Annotated in this window: 14 protein-coding genes; 12 read left to right on the top strand and 2 right to left on the bottom strand. The window is 66.7% G+C overall.

All coding sequences use genetic code 11. The features are described from left to right. Nucleotides 1-5 precede the first annotated feature (5 nt). The 6 genes from DDF67_RS21015 to DDF67_RS20990 all read left to right on the top strand — a co-directional run bounded on the left by DDF67_RS21015 (nt 6) and on the right by DDF67_RS20990 (nt 8,480). The gene (locus DDF67_RS21015; RefSeq protein ID WP_233247720.1) at nt 6-1,361 is read left to right on the top strand and encodes a purple acid phosphatase family protein; all 1,356 of its coding nucleotides are present in this window, start codon (nt 6-8) and stop codon (nt 1,359-1,361) included. 938 nt (nt 1,362-2,299) lie between these two features. Continuing rightward, the gene (locus DDF67_RS21010; protein WP_109102770.1) at nt 2,300-3,616 is read left to right on the top strand and encodes a TROVE domain-containing protein; all 1,317 of its coding nucleotides are present in this window, start codon (nt 2,300-2,302) and stop codon (nt 3,614-3,616) included. A gap of 1 nt (nt 3,617) precedes the next feature. After that, complete coding sequence (locus tag DDF67_RS21005; RefSeq protein WP_109102769.1) at nt 3,618-3,863, top strand: hypothetical protein; 246 nt, start codon at nt 3,618-3,620, stop codon at nt 3,861-3,863. 21 nt (nt 3,864-3,884) lie between these two features. After that, complete coding sequence (locus tag DDF67_RS21000) at nt 3,885-5,270, top strand: 3' terminal RNA ribose 2'-O-methyltransferase Hen1 (RefSeq protein WP_109102768.1); 1,386 nt, start codon at nt 3,885-3,887, stop codon at nt 5,268-5,270. A 38-nt stretch (nt 5,271-5,308) separates the two neighbouring features. Continuing rightward, nucleotides 5,309-7,873, top strand: a complete 2,565-nt coding sequence (locus tag DDF67_RS20995) for a polynucleotide kinase-phosphatase (protein ID WP_109102767.1) — start codon at nt 5,309-5,311, stop codon at nt 7,871-7,873. 133 nt (nt 7,874-8,006) lie between these two features. Then, nucleotides 8,007-8,480: a GatB/YqeY domain-containing protein gene (locus tag DDF67_RS20990; protein WP_109102766.1), complete on the top strand. Its 474-nt coding sequence runs from the start codon at nt 8,007-8,009 to the stop codon at nt 8,478-8,480. Nucleotides 8,481-8,979: 499 nt separating this feature from the next. Here DDF67_RS20990 and DDF67_RS20985 read toward each other — a convergent pair whose 3' ends face one another. Beyond that, the gene (locus DDF67_RS20985) at nt 8,980-10,020 is read right to left on the bottom strand and encodes an AI-2E family transporter (protein ID WP_199229300.1); all 1,041 of its coding nucleotides are present in this window, start codon (nt 10,018-10,020) and stop codon (nt 8,980-8,982) included. A gap of 131 nt (nt 10,021-10,151) precedes the next feature. On the opposite strand from DDF67_RS20985, the gene DDF67_RS20980 reads away from it, so the two are divergent. The 4 genes from DDF67_RS20980 to DDF67_RS20965 all read left to right on the top strand — a co-directional run bounded on the left by DDF67_RS20980 (nt 10,152) and on the right by DDF67_RS20965 (nt 15,215). Then, a complete protein-coding gene (locus DDF67_RS20980) occupies nt 10,152-12,212 on the top strand; it encodes a gamma-glutamyl-gamma-aminobutyrate hydrolase family protein (RefSeq protein WP_109102764.1) in 2,061 nt (686 codons plus the stop codon). Further along, nucleotides 12,209-12,700: a DedA family protein gene (locus tag DDF67_RS20975; protein WP_109102763.1), complete on the top strand. Its 492-nt coding sequence runs from the start codon at nt 12,209-12,211 to the stop codon at nt 12,698-12,700. The genes DDF67_RS20980 and DDF67_RS20975 overlap by 4 nt, the downstream gene beginning before the upstream one ends. Nucleotides 12,701-12,768: 68 nt before the next feature. Next, nucleotides 12,769-13,470: a PAQR family membrane homeostasis protein TrhA gene (gene trhA, locus DDF67_RS20970; protein ID WP_109102762.1), complete on the top strand. Its 702-nt coding sequence runs from the start codon at nt 12,769-12,771 to the stop codon at nt 13,468-13,470. A gap of 212 nt (nt 13,471-13,682) precedes the next feature. Next, the gene (locus DDF67_RS20965; protein WP_109102761.1) at nt 13,683-15,215 is read left to right on the top strand and encodes a sensor histidine kinase; all 1,533 of its coding nucleotides are present in this window, start codon (nt 13,683-13,685) and stop codon (nt 15,213-15,215) included. A gap of 8 nt (nt 15,216-15,223) precedes the next feature. Here DDF67_RS20965 and DDF67_RS20960 read toward each other — a convergent pair whose 3' ends face one another. Next, the gene (locus tag DDF67_RS20960; protein ID WP_233247730.1) at nt 15,224-19,504 is read right to left on the bottom strand and encodes an ATP-binding protein; all 4,281 of its coding nucleotides are present in this window, start codon (nt 19,502-19,504) and stop codon (nt 15,224-15,226) included. Nucleotides 19,505-19,829: 325 nt separating this feature from the next. Here DDF67_RS20960 and DDF67_RS20955 point away from each other — a divergent pair, with 325 nt between their 5' ends. Together DDF67_RS20955 and DDF67_RS20950 are read left to right on the top strand one after the other, a co-directional pair. Next, a complete protein-coding gene (locus DDF67_RS20955; RefSeq protein ID WP_233247719.1) occupies nt 19,830-20,480 on the top strand; it encodes a DUF6766 family protein in 651 nt (216 codons plus the stop codon). A 463-nt stretch (nt 20,481-20,943) separates the two neighbouring features. Further along, nucleotides 20,944-22,899, top strand: coding sequence for a hybrid sensor histidine kinase/response regulator (locus DDF67_RS20950; protein ID WP_109102759.1), 1,956 nt, complete (start codon nt 20,944-20,946; stop codon nt 22,897-22,899). Nucleotides 22,900-22,929 lie beyond the last annotated feature (30 nt).

The raw sequence follows: 22,929 nt of genomic DNA, 5'->3' as shown, positions 1-22,929 counted from the left end.
CGAGCATGAAACCCATCCAGACCCTGATGCTCGGGGCCGCGCTCGCGGCCCTGGGCGGCTCGGCAGTCGTCCAGGCGGCTGAACGTCCCCTTCGTCCGGAGCCCGCGCCGGCCCAGGCCTCCGACCTGCCGGTGGTTGCGGCGAGCGCCCAGCCCGAGCGGATCATCCTCAATCTCACCGCCGACCCGGCGCACGAGATGGCCGTGACCTGGCGCACCGCGTCGGGCGCAGCGGGTCTCGTCGAGTACGCCGAGGCCGAGGACGGTCCCGACTTCGTGCAGAAGGCCGTGCGCGTCACGGCGCTCACCGACGATGCGACCATCGCCGTGCGCGAGGAGGCGGCGTTCAAGGCGGCCTATCATTCGACGGTGCTGAAGGGCCTGAAGCCGGAGACGGTCTATGCCTACCGCGTCGGCGATGGCCAGCGGTGGTCCGAGTGGCTGCAGTTCCGCACCGCCGCGACGACCGCCAAGCCGTTCACGTTCCTCTACATGGGGGACATGCAGAACAACATCCTCAGCGAGGCCTCCCGCACCATGCGGATGGCGTTCCGCAAGGCCGGCGACGCCGCTTTCGTGATCCACGCCGGCGACCTGATCAATCGCCATGACAGCGACAACGAGTGGGGCGAATGGTTCGCGGCCGGAGGCTTCCTCTACGCCCAGACGCCGCAGATGCCGACGCCAGGGAACCACGAGTACGGCCGGGGCCCGGTTCTAAACCCGCAGTGGCGGCGGCAGTTCACCCTGCCGGAGACCGGACCGGCCGGCGTCGAGAAGCTGAAGGAGACGGCCTGGACCGTCGACTACCAGGGGCTGAGATTGATCTCGGTCGATGCGCCGCTATTCCATGGCGACGAGGCCATGCGGGCGGAGATGGTGCGGTGGCTGGACGGTCTCCTGGCCAACAACCCCAACCGCTGGACGGTGCTGTTCCTCCACTTCCCGCTGTTCTCGGTCGATCCTGATCGCGACAACGACCGGGTTCGCAAGGCGCTGAAACCCCTGATCGACAAGTACGGTGTCGACCTGGTGCTGCAGGCCCATGACCACGGCTATGCGCGGGGCGCCATCGGGGCCGGGGCGATGACCAACGCGGGGCCGGGCCATACGTCCGAGACAGGTTCGACCTATGTCGTCTCGGTCGCCGGACCGAAGATGTACCCCGTGGCGCCGCTCAGCTGGGCCACGCGCACGGCGTCCCGCACCCAGACCTTCCAGACGCTGGACGTGTCGCCCGAAGCCGTGACCTACCGCGCCTTCACCGCGACCGGCCGTGAGCTGGACGCCTTCCGGCTGACCAAGAACGCCAAGGGCGTCACGCGCGTGGTGACGCTGAAAGCCGCCGACCAAGGTCGCTGACCTGGCCTAGCCTCTCGTCCCGACGGTCGACTTCCAAGGCCGTCGGGATGTCTGCACGTCCCTGCTCATGCGCGTCTCAACCGAAGAGACAGAGGCAAAAGTTGCGCAATGCAACAATATGATTTATCCAGCCGCTCGACGATGGCGGCGCAGGAAGCGGTTTCATCGATAATCTGACGGTCGCGGGTTCGAATCCCGCCGGCGGGTCCCTCGCCGTAGCTCAGTTGGATAGAGCATCAGGAACGCCGCTTCCGAATATTCCCCACCGTCACAATTATTCGTTGCGTGGCGCAACATGCTCCACTATACGAACGCCTCCCGTTGCTTCGGCGACGGGAACCGAGGGCGGCGCAGGAAGCGGTTTCTTCGTCTGTAACGCGGGAGGTCGAGGGTTCAAATCCCTCCGTACGACGCAAGTCGGACGTAGCTCAGCCTGGTAGAGCACCATTCCGCTTCCGAACATTCCCCCTCGGGAATTCAAGTCCATTCCGGTGGTGATAGCTGCGGTTTCTTCGGGTGAAACCCCGCAGCGCAAGCGTTCCCCGGAAGGATCGTCGACGGCGGCGAAGGCTACCGGGTTCCTCGCTCCAACCGAAAGGGCGGCCGGGACGCAAGTCCCTGTCCGGATGCGCGAACATCTGGCGGAAGCGCCCTCCCGAGCCACGTGTTCCCCGTTGACATTTTTATTCATTCGGCTTGTTGCATTGCGCAACAAGCCAAGCTAGAGAACCCCGATCTTCGAAGAGACGCCGCCGGCGTCGCGAAGACCCGATTAGGCGACGAACGAGACCATGACTTCGAGCAATCTGAAGTTTGAACGTCCGCAGGGCTGCCCGCCCTAGACCTCCCCGACGCCGGTTTCGGCCGTCGGGGCCTGGACGTCTCGTCCGTCTCCCGACCGGCCTGGAAACCCCAAGCGACGTCAGGAGAAGAGCGCCATGCGCTTCAACATCTTCGCCAAGCGCCTCGACGTCACCTTCGAGGGCGCTCCCGCCGTGATCCTCACGGCTGAACAACAACTGCGCCGGTCGGTGCTCTCGTGCCTCCTTTGGGAGGACGAGTTCTACGAGGACGGCCAGGCCATCGCCGACCGCATCGACGCCCTGGCGGGCGCCGTCGCGCCGGAGACCCTGGCGGCTCTCGCCGTCGAGGCGCGCGAGACCTTCAAGCTGCGCCACGCGCCGCTGATGCTGCTCGTCGCTCTCACCCGCACGGGTTCGGGCACGTCGCTGGTCGCCCAGACCATCGAGCGCGTGATCCAGAGGGCCGACGAACTCACCGAGTTTCTCGCGCTCTACTGGCGTCATGGCCGCAGGCCGCTGAGCAAGCAGATGAAGAAGGGCCTCGCAGCCGCCTTCGGCAAGTTCGACGCCTACCAGCTGGCCAAGTACGACCGCGATGGCCCGGTGAAGCTGCGCGACGTGCTGTTTCTGGTCCACGCCAAGCCGAGGGACGAGGAACAGGCGGCCTTGTGGAAGCAGGTCGCCGGGCGTTCGCTGGCCGCGCCGGACACCTGGGAGGTCGCCCTTTCGGGCGGCGCCGACAAGCGTGAGACCTTCCAGCGCCTGCTGGCCGGCAAGAAGCTGGGTTACCTGGCCCTGCTCCGGAACCTCCGGAACATGGACCAGGCCGGCGTCGACGAGGCCCTGGTCAAGGAGGCGATCCTGGCGCGTCGCGGCGCGGAACGGGTCCTGCCCTTCCGCTACGTGGCGGCCGCCCGGGCCGCGCCGCGGTTCGAGCCCTGGCTCGACCAGGCGCTGGCCGAGACCGTGCTGGAAGGCGCGGTGTTCACCGGGCGCACGCTGATCCTGGTCGACGTCTCCGGTTCGATGGACGCCCGTCTGTCGGCCAAGTCGGACCTGACCCGGATGGACGCGGCGGCCACCCTGGCCTCGATCGTGCCGGGCGAGGTGCGGGTCTTCACCTTCTCCAACGGAGTGGTGGAGGTTCCGCCCCGCCGCGGCATGGCCGGGGTCGATGCGGTGATCCGCTCGCAGACCCATGGCGGCACGGAACTGGGCAAGGCGATCCACAAGATCAACACCCTGCCCCACGACCGCCTGATCGTGGTCACCGATGAACAATCGGCCGACCGCGTTCCGGCGCCGAAGGCGACCAGGGCCTACATGATCAATGTCGCCAGCGCCCGAAACGGCGTCGGCTACGGCGAACGGTGGGTTCACATCGACGGCTTCTCCGAGGCCGCCCTGGGGTTTATCCGCGAGCACGAAAGCCTGAAGGCGGAGGCGCTCTGAGATGACCCCGGAGGCCTTGCGGCAAGCGGCGATCACCCTTTTCGGCGACCGGGGCTGGATGTCCCGGCTCGCCGAACACCTGGGGGTGGATCGGTCATCGGTGTCCCGCTGGTTCGCGGGGCTGCCGGTTCCCGGTCCGGTCGCCGCCGCCGTCGAGGCCTGGCTTCTCCTCTACAGACTAACCGGTCTTCGGCCGGGCGAGTACGACCAGCTCGACCCGGCCGAAGATCAATCCTCCGAAGACTGATCGCTCTTCCGAAAGCACTCGATGTTCCTCTCGATCGCCACCACCCATCGCCCCGCCACCGATCTCGGATTCCTGCTGCACAAGCACCCCGGCCGCGCGCACGAGACCGAACTGCCGTTCGGCAAGGCCTACGTCTTCTATCCAGAGGTCGGCCAAGACCGCTGCGAGGCGGCTCTGATGCTGGATATCGATCCCGTCGGCCTGGTGCGCGGCAAGGGTCGCGGCGAAGGCCTGCTGGACCAGTACGTCAACGACCGCCCCTATGCGGCCTCATCCTTCCTGTCCGTGGCCCTGGCTCGCGCCCTGCGCACGGCCATGGCAGGGACCTCGCGCGAGCGGCCCGAACTGGCCGAGACGGCGATTCCACTGGAGGCCGTCGTCACGCCCCTGCCCGCCCGCGGCGGCGAGACCCTGGTGCGCGAGCTGTTCGAGCCCCTGGGCTGGGCCGTCGATATCGAAGCCGTGGCCGGGGCGGATGGCGAGGCCTCGCGCTACGTGACCCTGCGCCTGCAGGGAACCACCCGGCTACGTGACCTGCTGAACCACCTCTACGTGCTGATCCCGGTGCTGGACGACGACAAGCACTACTGGGTCGGTGAGGACGAGGTCGAAAAGCTTATGCGCCGCGGCGAGGGCTGGCTGGAGAGCCATCCGTTCCGCGACCTGATCGTCCGCCGCTACCTGATCCATCGCAAGGCCCTGGCCCGTGACGCCTTGGAGCGCCTTGCGCCCGAGACCCGCGACGAGGCCATTGATCCCACCGAACGCAAGGTCGGCGCGGAGGATGCGCTGGAAGCGCCGCTTCGCCTGAACGACGAGCGCATGGCCGCTGTCGCCGACGCCCTCCGCGCCAGCGGCGCAAAGGCGATCGCCGACCTGGGCTGCGGCGAAGGCAAGCTGCTTCAGCGCCTGGTCCGCGAGCGCTGGATCGAAAGCCTGATCGGCGTCGACGCCTCGGCGCGCGACCTTGAATGGGCGGCCAAGCGCCTGAAGCTGCATCTGGCCGGCGGTCCGCCCGAGGGCCGGGTGACCCTGCTGCACGGCTCGGTCACCTACCGCGACCGCCGCTGGGAGAGTGTCGACGCCGCCGCCCTGGTCGAGGTGATCGAGCACCTGGACGCCGACCGCCTGCCCGCCCTGCAGAAGGTGGTGTTCGCCGCCGCTCGACCGAAAACCGTCATCGTGACCACGCCCAACGCCGAATACAACGCCCTCTTCCCGAACCTGGCGTCCGGCGCCTTCCGTCATCCGGATCACCGGTTCGAATGGACGCGGGCGCAGTTCCGCGCCTGGGCCGAAGGCGTGGCCTCGGCGCACGGCTACGCAGTCGCCTACGACGACATCGGCAAGCGCGACGAAACGCTCGGCGCCCCCACGCAGATGGCCGTCTTCACGCGGATCGGCTGACGCCGCCGCTCCGCAGGATTTTCCGTTCGAGTAATCGCATGACCGCCCTCGAAATCCCCGACTTCGCCCTCGTCGTACTGATCGGCGCCTCGGGCTCTGGCAAGTCGACCTTCGCCGCCAGGCATTTCGCGCCGACCGAGGTGATCTCGTCGGATCACTGCCGCGCGCTCGTCATCGACGACGAGACCGACCAGTCGATCAGCGGCGACGCCTTCGACCTGGTGAAGGCCATCGCCGAAAAGCGCCTCAAGCACCGTCGCCTGACGGTGATCGACGCCACCAATGTACGCGCCGCCGACCGCAAGGGCTGGATCGAGCTGGCGCGGCGCTGGCATGCCCTGCCCGTCGCCGTGGTGATCGATCCTGGCATCGACACCTGCTTCGAGCGCAACAAGGCCCGCGCCAACCGCGACTTCGGAGTCGGCGTCGTCCAGCGCATGACATCGGAGATCCGCAAGGGCCTCGGCGGCCTGCAGCGCGAGGGCTTCCGCCAGGTCTGGAAGCTGACCAGCGAGGCCGAGATCGATGCCGCCCGCGTCCAGCGCAAGCCGCTGTGGACCGACAAGCGCGACGACCACGGACCGTTCGACATCATCGGCGACATCCATGGCTGCGCCGACGAACTGCAGGACCTGCTGGGCGCGCTTGGGTATGCCGTCGCCTGGGGCGAGACCGGCGGCGAGCGCTCGGTCGTCGTCACGCCGCCGCCGGGCCGCAAGGCCGTGTTCGTCGGCGACCTGGTCGATCGCGGCCCCAACTCGCCCGACGTGCTGCGCATCGTCATGAGCATGGTCGCGGCCGGCGCCGCCCACTGCGTGCAGGGCAACCATGAGCGCAAGTTCGGCCGCTGGCTGGAGGGCCGCAAGGTCACGATCGCCCACGGCCTGCAGCAGACCATCGACCAGTACGAAGGGACCGACCGCGGCTTCCGCGCCGCCCTGCCCGCCTTCCTGGACAGCCTGCGCAGTCACGTCTGGCTGGATGGCGGCCGCCTGGCCGTGGCCCATGCGGGCCTGAAGGCCGAGATGATCGGCCGCGGCTCGGGCGCGGTGCGCGAGTTCGCCCTCTATGGCGAGACGACCGGCGAGATCGACGCGTTCGGCCTGCCCGTTCGCGCCGACTGGGCGGCGGACTATCGCGGCGAAACGGCCGTGATCTACGGCCACACGCCCATGCCCGAGGCTCAGTGGGTCAACAACACCCTCTGCATCGACACCGGCTGCGTGTTCGGCGGCAAGCTGACCGCGCTCCGCTGGCCCGAGAAGGATCTGGTCGAGGTTCCCGCGCGGCAGGTCTGGTGCGAGCCCATGCGCCCCCTGGCTCCGCCCGGTGGCGAGCGCTCGGCCCAGGCCGCCGCCGACGACCTGCTGGACATGGAGGACGTCAGCGGCCGCCGCTGGATCGACACCAGCCTGCGCGGCCGTGTCGTTGTCGCGGAAGAAAACGCCTCGGCCGCGATCGAGGTCATGAGCCGCTTCGCCCTGGCGCCGCAGTGGCTGGCCTATCTGCCGCCGACCATGTCGCCGGTGGAGACCAGCACGCGCGAGGGCTGGCTGGAACGTCCCGAGGAGGCCTTCGCCCACTACCGCGAGCGCGGCGTGGCGGAGGTAGTCTGCGAGGAAAAGCATATGGGCTCGCGCGCGGTGATCGCCCTCTGCCGGACGGCCGAGGCGGCGAAAGTCCGCTTCGACGCCGCGGATGGCGAGAGCGGCGCGATCTGGACCCGTACCGGACGCGGCTTCTTCTCCGACGCCGCCACGACCGAGGCCCTGCTCGCCCGCCTGCGCGGCGCGGTGGACGCAGCCGGCCTGTGGGATGAGCTTTCCACCGACTGGATGCTGCTGGACGCCGAGATCATGCCGTGGTCGGCCAAGGCCGGAGCCTTGATCGACGCCCAGTACGCACCGGTCGCCGCCTCGTCCCGAGCCGGCCTGGAGGCCGCCGCGCAGGCGCTGTCGCGCGCCGCCGCCCATGGCGCGCCGGTGACCGGCCTGCTGGCCAAGGTCGAGGACCGGGCCGGCCGCGCGGACCTCTACGCCAGGGCCTGGGCCCCCTATGTCTGGCCCGTGTCGGGGATCGACGACCTGAAGGTCGCGCCATTCCACTTGCTGGCCAGCGAGGGCCGGGTCTGGTTCGATCAGGACCATGTCTGGCACATGGGGCTGGCCGATCGCCTGGCCGCGACTGGCGACAAGGTCATCGCGCCGACCCGCTGGCGGGTCGTGCCGCTGGCCGACGAAGCCGCATGCGCCGAGGCCATCGCCTGGTGGGAAGCCCTGACCGCCGCCGGCGGCGAAGGCATGGTGGTCAAGCCGCGCGACTTCATCGCGCGCGGCGCCAAGGGACTGCTGCAGCCGGCGCTGAAGGTGCGCGGCCGCGAGTATCTGCGCATCATCTACGGTCCGGAATACGACGCGCCGGAGCATCTGGAAAAGCTTCGGGTGCGTGGCCTGGGCGGCAAGCGCAACCTGGCTCTGCGCGAGTTCGCCCTTGGCCACGAGGGGCTCAAGCGCTTCGTCGAACGCGCGCCTCTACGCAGGGTGCACGAGTGCGTCTTTGGCGTGCTTGCCATGGAAAGCGAGCCGATCGATCCGCGCCTGTAGCCGCGATCTGTCCTGAGGACCCTTCCGGGGAGGTCCTCAGGATTAAGCTGCACATCTCGCGCGCGCTCTTGAAGAGCTGCGGACACCACCCAATACAACCCTATCGAATTGAGTGAACTGAAAGGACGACCACATGGCTTTGCTAGACGAGCTCAAGGCTGACCAACTCGCGGCGCGAAAGCTGAACGACCGTCTGAAGGCCGACCTGCTCACCACATTGATCGGCGAAGCTACGCAGATCACGACCGAGGAATTCAAGCGCGGCGTGACGGAAGTCACCGATGAAAAGGTCGTCGCAACCGTCGCGAAGTTCCTCAAGAACACGAAGCTGACGCTGGAGAACCTCGCCACCGAGCGCGCGCGCCTGGCCGAAGCCGGCGGCGATCTGTCGAAGGTGGACGAGCGGATCAAGGCGGCTGAAACCGAACTGGCGATCCTGTCCTCGTATGGGCCAAAGCAGATGACGGAGGCGGAACTGCGCGAGGCGATCAACGACTTCCGGGCCAAGAACCCCGGCGCCAACGTCGGGGCGATCATGGCCCACCTGAAGAGCAACTTCGGCGGTCAGTACGACGGCAAGGCGGCCAGCGCGTTGGCCAAGGCTTGATGAAGGGCGACTGCGCGATCTACCGCGCAGCGACGCCCAGCGCTCCCACCACCATGGCCTGAGAGTAGACGCAGTATTCTGAAGTACTGCGTCTACAGCCCCGGCTTACCGGCTATCCGACCGGTTTGCCGACCTTCCTTAAGCCCTACTCCCACTCGATCATCAACACGCCGGCTAATCGTTTGAATTGGTTCAACTTTAGCAAACGGCAAATGCGAATATGCCGTCAAAACTTACGTCATTTCCAGGCCGACTAAGCTATTGATTTTATTGCGTATTATTTCGTTCAAATCCCCGTGATAATGGCCGATTTTTGCTCGGTGTGGCGCCAAATTTCGGGGCGTGTTTCCGGTTGATCATTCGCGCCACTGTGGAGACACAAGGCCACCAGTATCGGTCAGCCTGGAGCCCTGGCGCGGACGCCGCATTGCGCTTTTTGCCGAGGTCTCTCGCGCATAGCCTTCGTGATAGGCGCTCCTGTCGCGATTTGCGTTCGCGACTAGGGTCCCTCGCCAGGCGCCACCGCAGCCTCGTCATGCAAGACATCCTGCCGGTAGAGCATGGTGACGGCGACATGGAGCACCAGGGCCAAAGGTGTCGCGAACAGGATGCCGAGCGGGCCGAAGAGCGTGCCCAGCCCCACGACCGCGAAAATTCCAAGCACCACGGGCAGGGAAGCGAGGTTCTTCTGGACCAATGGCGTGATCAGGTTCGACTCCAACTGGGATACGCCCACATACAGCGCCAGGGTCAGGAGCAGCATCTTCCCGCCTCCGGTCGCAGAGATCAGCAAGGCTGGAACCGCGGCGACGATAGGCCCGACGATCGGGACGAACTGCGCCAGCCCAGTGAATAGACCCAGGGCCAGCGGCGCTGGCGCTCCGATCAGCGCCAACCCGGCGCTGATTAGCCCGCCCACCAGCAGCATGGAGACGAGCTGCGCCTTGAGCCACCCCTTCAGGGCCCGGCCGCAGGTGTTCATCACCTCGCGCAGCCGAGGACGCCGGGTCATGGGGAAGAGGCTCAGCACACCTTCGCGCGCCTGCTCCGGCTGGCCGGCCAGGAAGACGCCGGCGACGATCACCAGAAACAATGTGGCTACGCCCGACAGGGCGCCCATGGCGAACCTTGGCGCAATCGCCAGCATCTTGCCCGCTTCCGAGCCGAGGCTCTTGGCGTGGTCGACCACCTGGCTCGCGGCGGGAGAGGCTTGCAGGCGCGCCTGCAGCATCGCCCAGGCGCCGGGCAAGCGCGTCGCCAACTGGTCGAACTGCTCGGCGACCTGGCGGCCAAACAGGAAAGCCGCGCCGCTGATCAGGACCAGCAGCGCAAGGATCGACACTGCGACGGCGTAGCCGTCCTTGAGCTTGAACCGGGCGACGAGCGGATCGGCGATCGAGCGGATCACGACGGCGACGATAACCGCGCCGAAGATCAATATCCAAAGATTGGCCAGCCGAACCGCGCCCTGAGCGAGGAAATAGGTCGCGACCAGGATCACAGCGCCGAGGACCAGGCGAGACGTAGCAGGTTTTTCCAATGGTGCAGCTCCCGAAACCTCTGCCGGAACTCCTCGGCGCGCCAAAGGTTCGCGGCCCTGCTGCCGTCGGGAACGCTCCCGCGCGGTGAAGGTTTAAGCCGTCGACAGCCGCCTGCCGCTGGAGCACCTCGTTGCCCGAACCAAGCCACTCGCCCCGCGGCGGACGGGTCATCCTGACCTATGGCCGAAGCCTGATGGCGCTGGTCATCGCCCGGTCATTAGCGCAGCGTGGCGTTGAGGTGATCGGCTGCGATGACGTCGACCTGACGGTCATGTCGTTCTCCAAGCACGTGAAGGAGACGTTCACCGTCGCCCCCTGGAGGCGTCGACCGGAGGATTTCCTCGACGACTTGGAAGCCGCCGTCCGCGACTACGCGCCGACGGATGATCGGCCCTACGTGCTGATGCCGGTGTTCGGCGAGGTCGAGCTGATCGCTCGACACCGCCGCCGGTTCGAGCCGACCATCAAGGTGGCTGCGCCGACCTGGAAAAGCATCGACCTGGTTCACCCGAAGGACCATCTAGCCAAGCTCGTGGAAAATGCACGGCTGCCGGCGCCGCGCACCCTGGTCGTTGGCGGCCCGGCGGTCCTGGCCAAGGCCGCCTCGAGCCTAAGCTACCCCTTGATCGTCAAGCCTAGCGACGGCGCCGGCGGACGCGGCGTCAGCTCCGCCAGCTCGCCGGAGGAAGCCGCCGCCCTGGTCGACGCCCTTGGCTACGACACCAAGCCCCTGCTGCAGGAAATGGTCCCTGGCGAGGACTTCTGCGTCGCCGTGCTCGCCCGCAAGGGTGAACTGGCCGCGATGATGGCCTATCGAAATCTGACGACCTTCCCGCGCAAGGCGGGCGCCGGCGCCGTTCGCGAGACCGTGGACGCCGAACCCTTCCGCCAGGCCGTCGAGCAAGCGCTGGCCGCCACGGGGTGGGACGGCTTGGCGGAACTGGATTTTCGCTGGTCAGGGCGGGCGCAGGATTCCCCGAAGCTTATTGAGGTCAACGCCCGGTTCTGGGCCGGGATCTTCCATTCCATCCAGACTGCGGTCGACTTCCCCTGGTTGCTCTACCAGCAAACCATCGGCGCGCCGCTCGACAAGGTCGGCGAGCCGCAGATCGGAGCCAGGACCAAGACGCCCGGCGTCTGGCTGCTGGCGGCGGTGGAGGATGTCGCCGCGACCGCGCCCCAGCTCTCGGCGGCCAAGGACGCCTGGCGGGAGATCCGCCGCCGGCTGTCGGCCGGGGAGCTGTCGGGACTGCGCCGTCATCTGGCGGCGGCGACCGGCGTCGCCTCGGTCGGGGAGATCGTCGACCAGTTCAGGGCGGCGCTAGCGCATGGCCAGAGCGTTCCCGACGAGTTCAGCGATGACGACGACCCTTTAATCGGGCTCGGCGCCTTGTTCGTGCTCAGTTCGCTCGTCAAGCATGGCAAGCTGCCCGACGAGCTGACCTACGAGGCCAAGGCCGAGATGATCGAGGTCGTCGCCCGCAAAGGGCGTGGGCGACCGACCATCGGCGTCACTCTGCCTGACCGTGGCGACACGCTGCCGTGGCTGGCGATGAAGCTGGCGATCTGGCTGGCAGGAGGACGGGCGGTGCGCGTGACCGCCAAGGCTCCGCGCGATCCCAGGACGATTGATGGGCTGGTGTTCGGCGGCGGCTCGGACATCTACCCGCTGACGTTCGAAGGCAGGCCCAAAGACGGCTATCGGTACGATTTGGCCCGCGGCGACATGGAAGCCTCTTGGGGGCTGGCCGCGCGTCGCCATGGCCTGCCGGTGCTGGGCGTGTGTCGCGGCGCACAGATGCTCAACGTCATCGCCGGGGGCACGTTGCACATGGACCTTTCCAGCTTCCAGGGCGCGGACCTGACGCCGAACTGGTGGGAACCCCTGACGGTCCGCAAACCGGTCAAACTGCGCAAGCGCTCGCGCTTGGCGGCGATCGTCGGCAAGGACCGGTTGATGGTCAACATCATCCACCAGCAGGCGATCGATCGGGTCGGCGCGGGCCTTGTCGTCGCCGCACGCGAGCCCAATGGCATAATCCAGGCCATTGAGGACCCCTCTCGGCCGTTCTGGATCGGCGTGCAGTATCATCCTGAACTGATGATCTACCGCAAGACCCACCGGCAGCTCTTCAGGGCTCTGGTCGAGGCCGCGAGGGACGGCCGCGCCAGGCCAAGCGAGAAGATGTGAGCCCTTGGCCGCTAGAGAACCTGGCGCCGATCCTGGTGCTGGTGATGGCGTTCTGCGAGGCGATCGTCCTCATCGGGCTCTTCGTTCCCCTGACGCCATTGCTCTTAGCGCTCGGCGGCGGCATCGCGGCGGGGGCCTTCGCGCCCGAGATTCTGGTCTGGGCGGTCCTGGGCGCATTCCTGGGCAATCTTGCCTCCTACTGTCTTGGTCAGCGTCTGAAAGCGAAAAAGCGCGGCCTCCCTCGCCTTCCCTCTCGCGTCGTCGAACGCGTCGAGCTCCTGTTTGAACGACACGGCGCGGCGGCGATTGTGCTGTCGCGCTACTTGGGTCCGCCAGCCACCATCGCGCCTTTTCTGGCGGGCTGGTCGGGCCTGTCCTGGACACGGTTCCTCTTGGCTAATCTGGTGGCCAGCCTGACCTGGCCTCCGGCCATGGCGCTTATCGGCTATGCGGCGACCCTCGGCTGGCGATGGGCGCCGATCGGGTGATCCGCCAGGCCCAAGAGGTCGATTGGTCATGACCGGAACGAGGCGCGGGCTCGACGCCTTACCTCGGCATGACCCTGTCGACCACCATCGCCGAATTGGCCGAAGATTATCTCGCCGAGCACTATCCCAATGTCTGGGAACGCGCGGCTGATCGCTGGATCCATATCGTCGCCTTGACCCTTTCGGCGATCGGCGCGGCTTGGCTGATCGCACGCGCCTTCGGCGTCGGGCGGCCTGGGCTGGTGATCGCCGCCGGTCTCTACGGCGCGGCGCTGATCTGCATGCTGGCTTTTTCGGCGATCTATAATCTCAGCCACGCCACGAGCGCCCGCCCTGTGCTGCGTCGGCTCGACGAAGCGGGAATCTTCCTGATGATCGCCGGCTCCTATACGCCCTTCACCACCCAGCGCCTTGAAGGAATCTGGATGGTGGGCATGACCAGCCTGGTCTGGGTCATCGCGGTCGCCGGCATCATCGGCAAGCTAGCCTTTCCGAAAATTTCCGAGCGAGCGTGGACGGGACTCTACGTGGCGTTCGGCTGGGTCGCGCTGATCGTGCTGGAGCCCTTGCGTCATAGCCTGCCGGTGGCCGCCTTCGCCCTGCTGATCGCTGGCGGCCTCGTCTATACCGGCGGCTGTCTCTTGTTTCTCAATCCAAAACTGCCTTTTCGACGCGCGGTCTGGCACGCCTTCGTGTGCGCCGGCGCAGGCCTGCATTTCGCCGCGATCGCGGCGGGCGTCGTCTTGGCGCCCGTCACAGCTGGCCGGTGAGCCAAGTCCATACCGATGCGGGCGGGGTCAGAACTGTGGTCTGGTCCACTGCGGTTCGCGATCGACGGCGCGAAGGGAGCGCGACAGGCGCAACCCAGGTGTAGCCAAGCGCGATCACAGTCTAGTAGCCGACACTCCCGCGTCGGAAACCGCTGCTTTCCTTCTGATTAGCGGCATTCCAGACTGGAATCCGCCAAGCCTGCGCGCCATCATTGGTCGAGGTCGGCGCGCCGGTCGCGTCAGGGTGGGCCCAACAAGTGCAAGCAAGCGAGCCGCTGGGTCAGACCAGCGCCAGTGAATTCCTGCTGTCCCTACAGGACGGACTGATCGAGCGGGCCAGCGCCCGCGCGGCGGTCGATTTCGCCTGCGAACTTTTGGGCCGGCAACTCAAGGTCGCGGCCATCGGCGTGGTCGAACTCGATGCTGATCGCCTTGTCGGCTATGTCGCCAGCGAGTGGCTGTCAGGATCGACGCCATCGATGCGAGGCCGTCACGCCGTTGACGCCTATGGTCCAGACCGCTTCGCCGATCTTGCCAGCGACCGGCCGCTTATCGTTTCCGACGTCGCTGATTTCCTTCCCGACCAGCCGGCGGTGCGCGCGGCCTTCGAGGCCATAGGGGTACGGGCCTTCGTCGAGGCGCCGCTGGTTGTCGAGGATCAGCTACGGGGCTGGCTTTACGTCAGCAGCACGACGCCGCGCGCCTGGACCGCTTCCGACCTCAAGCTGATCACGCAAACCGCGCGTCGGACCTGGCATGCGGCCGAGCGCGCCCGAGCCGAAGAGCGTCTGCGCGAGCGCGAGGCGCGCCTGATGGCCGTGATCGAGCAAGTGCCGGTCGGCGTGATCCTTGCGGCGATCCCCGACGGAGAGCTGCTCGTCTACAACACCGCGTCTTCAAGGATCATGGGCCACGACATGCTTGGCCAGGTGCTAGACGAGTACGGGTCCTACGGCGGTGTGCACGAGGATGGGCGGCCCTACGCCCCTGAGGAGTACCCGACCGCGCGGGCGGTGTTGCACCTTGAAACCATTGTGGATGAGGCGCTGCGCTACCGGCGTCCTGACGGTGAGCTCGTCACCCTCTCCGTCAGCGCTACGCCCATCGACACGCCCTATGACAGCTATGCGCTGTGCACATTCAGCGACGAGACGCGGTATCTGGCGGCGCTGGAACGCGCTGCGTTGCTGAACAACGAGCTTAGCCATCGCATCAAGAATCTGCTCGCGACCATCCAGGCGATTTCGGCTCAGACGTTTGGGGCCTCGCCCTTGCGCGACACTTTCGAGCAGCGTCTGACGGCCTTGGCCGCGGCGCATGATCTCATCACCGGCGCCAGCTGGGCCGGCAGCCTGGATGAGCTGGTGCGCACCGCGCTTGACCCCTTCCTCGCCGGTGGGCGTATCGCGATCGACGGCCCCTTCGTCCAGCTTGACGACGCCCAGGCGGTGCCGTTCGCCCTGGCGCTGCATGAACTCGCCACCAACGCGGCCAAGTACGGCGCGCTTTCGACACCGGCCGGGCGTGTCGCGATCGCCTGGCGCCTGGACGAGCCGGGCGTCGTGGATTTCAGCTGGACCGAGACCGGTGGCCCGGAGGTGACCGCGCCGAGCCGCAGAGGCTTTGGATCACGAATGATCGAGCGCAGCCTAGGCGGCGAACTCAAGGGCTCGGCGACCCTCGACTTCCGCCCCGAAGGCCTCGTCTGCACAATCCGCGCGAAGCTGCCGAGCCGCGGCGCCTGATCTCCGCCTCAGCGGCGATCGAGAACGTCGCGCACCCGAGCGGCCAACTGTTCGAAGGTGAATGGCTTGGTGATCAGCTTCACGCCGGCGTCCAGCCGCCCATGATGGACGATGGCGTTGCGCGAATAGCCGGTCGTGAACAGCACCTTGAGCTTGGGCCTCAGCGACGCGGCTGCTTCGGCGATGGTTCGGCCGCTTTTGCCGGGAAGGACCACATCGGTGAACAGCAGGTCCAACTGCTCGTCTGACTCAAGGACGGCGATGGCCCTGTCGGCGTCGGCAGCCTCGATGACGCGATAGCCAAGCTCGGTCAGGATCATGACGCTGTAGGCCCGGACATCGTCATTGTCCTCGACCACCAGAACCGCCTCGCCGTCGCTGCTGCCCGGCGCGGCGTTGCTCGTCGCTTCGATAACGGCCGTGTGCTCGCCCAGATGCCTCGGGAAGTAGAGCTTCACCGTCGTGCCGTGTCCCTGTTCCGAATAGACGGTGACGTGGCCCCCGGACTGCTTGGCGAACCCATAGACCATCGAAAGGCCAAGTCCGGTGCCCTTGCCGACGTCCTTGGTGGTGAAGAACGGCTCGAAGACGCGCGACAAGGTCTCCTTGGACATGCCCGAGCCGCTGTCGCTGACGGAGATGGAGACATATTGGCCCGGCGTCACCTCGGCGTCGATCTCGGCATAGGCCTCATCGAGCATGACGTTGGCCGTCTCGATGGTCAGCCTGCCCCCCTCCGGCATGGCGTCGCGGGCATTGACCGCCAAGTTTATGATGGCGCTTTCCAGCTGGTTCTGGTCGGCCTCGATCGGCCAGAGCCGCGGCGTCAGCACACCCTCCAGTTCGATCTGCTCGCCCAGCGTCCGGTGCAGAAGTTCGGTCATGTCGCGGACCAGAGCGTTGGCGTCGAGGGGCTTTGGGGCCAGCGGCTGGCGCCGGGAGAATGCCAGAAGGCGTTCGGTAAGGCTGGCGGCGCGCTGGGCGCCCTGCAACGCCATGTCGGCCGAGCGCTGAATGCGCGCCTCGTCTCCGGACCGGCTGCGCTTGATCGTGTCGAGCCCGCCGATGATCACCGTGAGCAGGTTATTGAAATCGTGAGCGACCCCGCCCGTCAGCTGGCCGACGGCTTCCATCTTCTGAGCCTGACGCAGGGCTTCCTCGGCCTTGAGGCGATCGGCGATCTCGGCGGCGACGCGCTCTTCAAGATTGGCGTTCAGCGCTTGAAGCTCGGCCTCGGCGCGTCGCCGCTGCGTCAGTTCCCGATCCGCGGCCTGGAAGAGACGGGCGTTGTCCATGGCCACGGCCGCCTGGCTCGCCAGGCCGACGAGGCGCTCCTCGGCCAGCTTGCCAAAGACCCCGGGCGTTGAGTGGCCAAAGAACAGCCCGCCCAGCACCTCGCCGTTGCGCGATCGCACCGGCACGGCCAGGTAGCTGCGCACCGGCAGATGTCCCTTGGGCATGCCATGATAGGGAGCCGAGCGCCCGTAACGCGGGTCCTGGGTGATGTCGTCGGAGCGGACGATGCCTTCGCCCGCGAAGGTTGGGCCGAACACGGCGGTGTTTCGCGGCATCGGGAAGCCCTCGAAGGCCGAGCGATCGACACCCGAGAGGGTGTAGAGCACATAGCTTTCGCCATCGGCGTCGACGAGATTGTAGAAGAAGGCGCCAAATTGAGCGCCGGTGAGTTCCACCCCGGCATCGGTGATGGTTTGCACCAGGCGCTCGACCTCAAGATCGCCGGAAACGGCGACCGCCGCGCGGTTCAGGACCTGCAGGGCTCGGGTTTGATCCTCGAGCGCGGCCTGGTTCTGCCGGATCTGGATCTCGGCGTCCTTGCGCTCTGAAATGTCGAGCACGGAGCCGATATAGCCCAGGAAGGCGCCGTCGGCCGCAAAGCGCGGCGCGGCCGCATCGATCATCCACCGATAGGATCCGTCTTCCTGGCGAAGGCGATACTCCAGGCGGAAGGCTTCCTGGCGAGCGTTGGCGGCCAGGAACGTTTCGCCCGACCAGCCGCGATCGTCGGGGTGGACGGCGTCGAGCCATCCCGCGCCGAGGGCGATCTCCTCCGACTGTCCGGTGAACGCGTACCAGGCCTTGTTGAGATAGGTGCAGGCCCCTTCGGCGTTGGTCACCCACATCATCACCGGCGCATGGTCGGCCATGTTGCGAAAGCGGCTTTCGCTCTCGCTCAGCGTCTGGGTCATCTCCCGGCGTAGCCGCGCGGTGGCGATGGCGCCGGCGATACGGGCTGTCAGCTCGCGGGCCGAGAACGGTTTGACCAGGTAGTCGTCGGCGCCGGCGTCGAGCCCCTCAACCTTGGCCTCCTCCCCCGCCCGGGCCGACAGCATGATCACCGGCAGGTCGCGCAGGACCGGGTCGCGCCGGATCGCCGCCAGGAGCCCGAACCCGTCGAGCTTGGGCATCATGACGTCGGTGAGCACCAGATCCGGGCGCCCGGCGCTCAGGGCGGCGAGCGCGGCTTCGCCATCGCCGACCGCCGTGACCTCATAGCCCTGTTCGGCCAGGATACGGCCGATATAGGCCCGCAGGTCGGCGTTGTCGTCGGCGAGCAGGACCTTGGCTTTCGCCTCCGCGCCGGCCGTTTCGACAAGCCCCTCGTCGGCCGCGTTTGGAAGCCAGCGCAGGGCCTCTTCGACGAACGCCTTGGCCCGACCCGACCGGCCCTCCGCAGCCGGCTGAGCGTGGACTTGATCGACCGGGAGCTGTTCTGGCCCGAAGGGGATGGCGACGGTGAAGGCCGTCCCCTCGCCCGTGCGGCTGTCGACGCTGATTTCGCCCCCATGAAGGCCAACCAGTTCCTTGACCAACGCCAGGCCGATGCCGGAGCCTTCGAAGCTCCTTCCCGCCGTGCCCTCGACCTGATGGAAGCGATCGAAGAGTTTGGGCAGCTCGGCCGCCGGAATGCCAACGCCCGTGTCGCGGACGACGAGAACCGCCCCGTCCGGGCTCTCATCAAGACTGACGTCGATCTGGCCTTCCAAGGTAAACTTGAAAGCGTTGGAGACAAGATTGAGGACGATCTTCTCCCACATCTCGTGATCGACATAGACCGGCCGCGTCAGGGTCGGCGCGGAAACGTTCAGCCCCAGTCCGGCCTTCTGCGTCGCCGAACCGAAGGCTGAGGCCAGGTCCGCCGTCAGCGCTCCAAGGTCGGTCGGCTTGAAGCTCGCCTTCAGCCGCCCCGCCTCGATGCGGGAGAAGTCGAGCAGGGTGTTGACGAGCCGCAGCAGGCGCTGGGCGTTGCGGTGCGCCGCTTCCAGGCGCGCGCGCTGGGCGCTCTCAAGGGCCTCGTCCGGCGCCAAGGCGTCTTCCAAGGGGCCCAGCATGAGCGTCAGGGGGGTGCGAAACTCGTGGCTGACATTGGAGAAGAAGGCGGTCTTGGCGCGGTCGATCTCCGCCAGGGCCTCGGCCCGTTGGCGCTCTTCCTCATAGGCCCGCGCGGTCGCGATGGCCGTGGCGACATGGCCCGCGGCCAGGTCGAAGAAGGCGCGATAGTCGCTGTCGAGACGGCGGCGCGGGTTGACCCCGGCCACGAGAAAGGCGCTGGGTTCGGCTTCGCCGGCGATCGTGATCGGCAGGGTCAGGACTTCGACGACCGGCTCGGGCCAGGCCTTGTTCTGGAGGTTGAGATCCTGAGGCGCGGCGCGCGCGACGCCGGCCGCAGCCTCCTGGGCGGCTCTTAAGGGCCAGAGGGCGGTTTCGTTGAAGGGCAAGGTCAGCGGTGCGTCGTGGCCACCGGCGACCAAGCCTGTGGCGGCGACGAGGCGGGCGTGATCGCCGTCCCGCAGATAGATCAAGGCGAACGGTGCGTCCGCCACATTGGAGGCCAGGATATCGACGACGGACCGGCATGCCTCGTCGATGGACATGGCTGCGTTGGCGCGCTCGCCCATGCGGCTGAGGGTGCGTAGCCGGCGTTCCGACAGCACGCGTTCGGTGGTTTCGACGACGGCGTTGAAGATTCCGGCGACAGCGCCGTCCTCGCCCTGGATAGGGCTGAAGGTGAAGTTGTAGTAGCACTCTTCCAGATAGCCATGGCGGTGCATGGCCAGGAGCTCGTCTTCCTGCCAGACGCCCTCGCCCGTCGCGATCACGCGCGCGTAAAGCGGTCCGATGGTCTCCCAGATTTCGGGCCAAACCTCGCGCCCCGCTCGGCCCAAGGCCCAAGGGTGCTTTTCACCAGGGATCGGCGACCAAGCGTCGTTGTAGATCAGCGCCAGGTCCGATCCCCAATAGATGGCGATTGGGAAGCGCGAGTTGAGCATGATGCTCACGGCGGATTTCAGCGATTGCGGCCAGGATTCCGGCCGCCCCAGCGGGGTCCCGGACCAGTCATGGGCCCGCATCCGCGCGCCCATGTCACCACCACGCGCCAGGAAACGCAGCGCGTCGTCATCCCCGCTCCGGACATCGTCCGGAGAACCGCCGTCGGTCATCAAGTCAGCCCTAAACCGCCCAAGCCCAAGCCCCCGCCCGACCACAAGGCGATGCTAGCGTCATTCGCCTGCGCGCGCCAAGGCGCCCGTCAAGTTGGCGCAAACACCTACGGGCGGTGAGGAACCCATGCGGCGACCCGCGCCTTAAACCCGCATGCTGAAGGTTCTAAAGTCCAACGGCCTCACCCTGTCGCTTATGGCCTTGTTCGCCGCCAGCCTCGTTGGCCATTGGCTCACCGGTTGGCGCGTGGCGCTGGAGGATCTGCAGCGGCACGGCCAGCCCCCGATCGGCGCCCTGGCCTATCTTGCCGATCCGACATTCATCTCGACTGTGTTCGAGAACTGGGAAAGCGAGTTCCTACAGATGTCGGTCTATGTCGTGCTGACGGCCTATCTCGTTCAGCGCGGCTCCTCGGAATCGAAAGACCCCGACGCGCCCGAGCGCGATGTCCTGCCAAGCCACGACCCACAGGCCCCTGCCCTGGCGCGACGCAGCGGCGCTCTGGCCTGGCTCTATGCCCACGCGCTGGGCCTGGCGCTTGGCATACTTTTCGTTGCGTCGTTCGTCCTGCATTGGACGTTCAGCGCCAGGGCCGCAGCACAGGAGGCCGCCGAACACGGACAGGCAGCGGCGTCCACGCTGGCTTATCTCGCCGACCCGCAGCTTTGGTTCGAGTCGTTCCAGAACTGGCAGAGCGAGTTTCTGTCCACCGCCGTCCTCGTCGTGCTTTCGATTTTCCTGCGCCAGAAGAACTCGCCCGAGTCAAAGCCTGTCGCAGCGCCCAACAGCCAGACGGGCGCTTAGGGGCCGATGAACGCCGGAACCGATAGCGCCCTGAGCTTTAAGCCAAGCGTTGGCTTTCGGGCAGACGGCGTGTGGGGGTTGTAGGCATCTCCTTGCGTGGAGGCATGGATGCAGACCTATACTTTCATGTGTCTGAACAAGGACGGCGTCGCAGCCGCCATTGATATCGCCAGCCTGCCAGACGGCGATCCCGTCACTCACCTGGACCCTCTTGGCTTCGCATGAAAGCGCGCGGGCCATCGAAATCTGGACCGAGAGCGGCCTTTCCCAGATCATCCAGCGCCCCCGTGCGGCCGTCGCAAGCGCTGTCCGGTAGACGGCGAGACACGTCCCAACGCTCTGGCCGTTCCGCAAAAACTCATTTGATATTAAGCGGTTAGATCGAGGCCAACAGGCGTTCAGTAGTTGCGCATCGGCTCTCGCAGATGTACGACCAAGATAGGACGTGTCGTGAAAGATCTTGATGACTGAGTTGCCGCGCGACCTGAACGCACGCGACGAGGCTGAGCGCCATCGCCTTCTGATCAACGCCGTCACCGACTACGCCATCTATCTGCTCGATGCCACAGGCGCCGTCACCACCTGGAACAGCGGCGCGGCGCTCTTCAAGGGGTATAGGGCCGAGGAGATTGTCGGCCGGCACTTTTCGGTCTTCTACACCGAGGAGGATCGGGCTGTCGGCTTGCCCGCCCGTGCGCTGGAGACTGCCGTGCGCGACGGACGCTTCGAGTCGGAAGGCTGGCGGGTGCGCAAGGACGGCTCACGCTTCTGGACCCACGTCGTCATCGACCCGGTGATCGAGGATGGTCGGGTCATCGGCTTTGCCAAGGTCACCCGCGACGTGTCGGCGCGAAAGGCCCGCGACGCGGCGCTCTATGAAAGCGAGCAGCGCTTCCAGCGCCTGGTCCAGGGCGTTCGCGACTACGCGATCTACATGCTCGATCCGGTCGGCAACATCACCAACTGGAACAGCGGCGCCGAAGCGATCAAGCGCTACAAGGCCGGTGAGGTCCTAGGCCGTCATTTTTCGATGTTCTACACCCCTGACGACCGCGCTGGCGGCGCGCCCGAGCGCGCCCTGGCGACGGCGGTTCGCGAGGGAAAGTTCGAGGGCGAGGCGGTGCGCGTGCGCAAGGACGGCGAGCGGTTCTGGGCTCATGTCCTGATCGACCCCATCTACGACGACGAGGGCAAGCTGCTGGGTTTTGCCAAGGTCACGCGTGACATCACCGAAAAGCGGCGCGCCCAAGAAGAAATCGAGCGGACGCGCGAGGCTCTGGCCCAGGCCCAGAAGATGGAAGCTATCGGGCGGCTGACCGGGGGCGTCGCCCACGACTTCAACAACCTTCTGACCGTAATCCGCTCCTCGGCCGAGTTTCTGCAGCGCGGCGAGCAGGATCCCCGGCGTCAGCGCTATGTCGACGCCATCGCCTCGGCCTCCGAGCGCGCCGCGCTGCTTACCAGCCAGCTCCTGGCCTTTGCGCGACGCCAGCCCCTGCAACCGGAGAGCTTCAATATCGTCGCGAGGCTGGAGGGCCTGCGCCAGATCATCGCCGCCTCGGCAGGATCGTCCGTCATCGTCGAGCTCGGGTTCGACGCCCGCGACCTCTGGATCAAGGCCGATCCAGGCCAGTTCGACACGGCGATCATCAACATGGTGGTCAACGCCCGCGACGCCATGGCTGATGGGGGCAAGATCAGCATCCGCGCCAGCCGCGCTCCGGGCGTCCCAGCCGTGCGTGGCCACGCCGCCGCGCCTGGCGAGTTTGTCGCCGTTTCCCTGGCCGATACGGGCACAGGCATGTCGCCCGAGACACTGGCCCATATCTTCGAGCCGTTCTTCACCACCAAGCCCGTCAACCGCGGAACCGGCCTTGGCCTCAGCCAGGTCTACGGGTTCGCCAAGCAATCGCGCGGCGAAGTCGCCGTCTCCAGTTTCGAAGGCGCGGGATCGACCTTCACCCTCTACCTGCCGATGGCGGCGGAGGAGCCGCACGCTTGCCCTCCGCGTTCGCCCCTCAAGATCCAGGTCCCGCCCCTGCGGATCCTCCTGGTCGAGGACAATCTGGAAGTGGGCCAGTTCGCCGCCACCATGCTTGAAGAAATGGGCCACGCCGTCACCCGGGTCGGTGACGCCCAGAACGCGCTCGCCGCTCTGGAAAAACCCTCGGCGCGGTTCGAGCTGGTTTTCACCGACGTCGTCATGCCGGGCATGAGCGGCGTCGAACTGGCCGGTCAGGTTCGCGAGCGCTGGCCTGACGTGCGCGTCATCCTCACCAGCGGCTACAGCCATGTCCTTGCCGAGGAAGGCGCCCACGGTTTTCCGTTGCTGAAGAAACCCTATACGCTCGACAGTCTCATGCAGGTTCTCGCCGAGGCGACGTCGCCCGCGACGACCAGCGCGGACGTTGCCGGCTGAGGCGCGGGCAGCCGCGACAATCTGTCCACC

It is taken from the genome of Caulobacter endophyticus (assembly GCF_003116815.1).
In the GTDB taxonomy this organism is placed as follows: domain Bacteria; phylum Pseudomonadota; class Alphaproteobacteria; order Caulobacterales; family Caulobacteraceae; genus Caulobacter; species Caulobacter endophyticus.
This window is presented reverse-complemented; position numbering and strand designations above follow the sequence as displayed.

Bases quoted from the DNA above. Each gene is read 5' to 3' on its own strand.
- DDF67_RS21015 (WP_233247720.1), top strand. From the start codon at position 6: ATGAAACCCATCCAGACCCTGATGCTCGGGGCCGCGCTCGCGGCCCTG.
- DDF67_RS21010 (WP_109102770.1), top strand. From the start codon at position 2,300: ATGCGCTTCAACATCTTCGCCAAGCGCCTCGACGTCACCTTCGAGGGC.
- DDF67_RS21005 (WP_109102769.1), top strand. From the start codon at position 3,618: ATGACCCCGGAGGCCTTGCGGCAAGCGGCGATCACCCTTTTCGGCGAC.
- DDF67_RS21000 (WP_109102768.1), top strand. From the start codon at position 3,885: ATGTTCCTCTCGATCGCCACCACCCATCGCCCCGCCACCGATCTCGGA.
- DDF67_RS20995 (WP_109102767.1), top strand. From the start codon at position 5,309: ATGACCGCCCTCGAAATCCCCGACTTCGCCCTCGTCGTACTGATCGGC.
- DDF67_RS20990 (WP_109102766.1), top strand. From the start codon at position 8,007: ATGGCTTTGCTAGACGAGCTCAAGGCTGACCAACTCGCGGCGCGAAAG.
- trhA (WP_109102762.1), top strand. From the start codon at position 12,769: ATGACCCTGTCGACCACCATCGCCGAATTGGCCGAAGATTATCTCGCC.
- DDF67_RS20960 (WP_233247730.1), bottom strand. From the start codon at position 19,504: ATGCTCAACTCGCGCTTCCCAATCGCCATCTATTGGGGATCGGACCTG.
- DDF67_RS20955 (WP_233247719.1), top strand. From the start codon at position 19,830: ATGCTGAAGGTTCTAAAGTCCAACGGCCTCACCCTGTCGCTTATGGCC.
- DDF67_RS20950 (WP_109102759.1), top strand. From the start codon at position 20,944: ATGACTGAGTTGCCGCGCGACCTGAACGCACGCGACGAGGCTGAGCGC.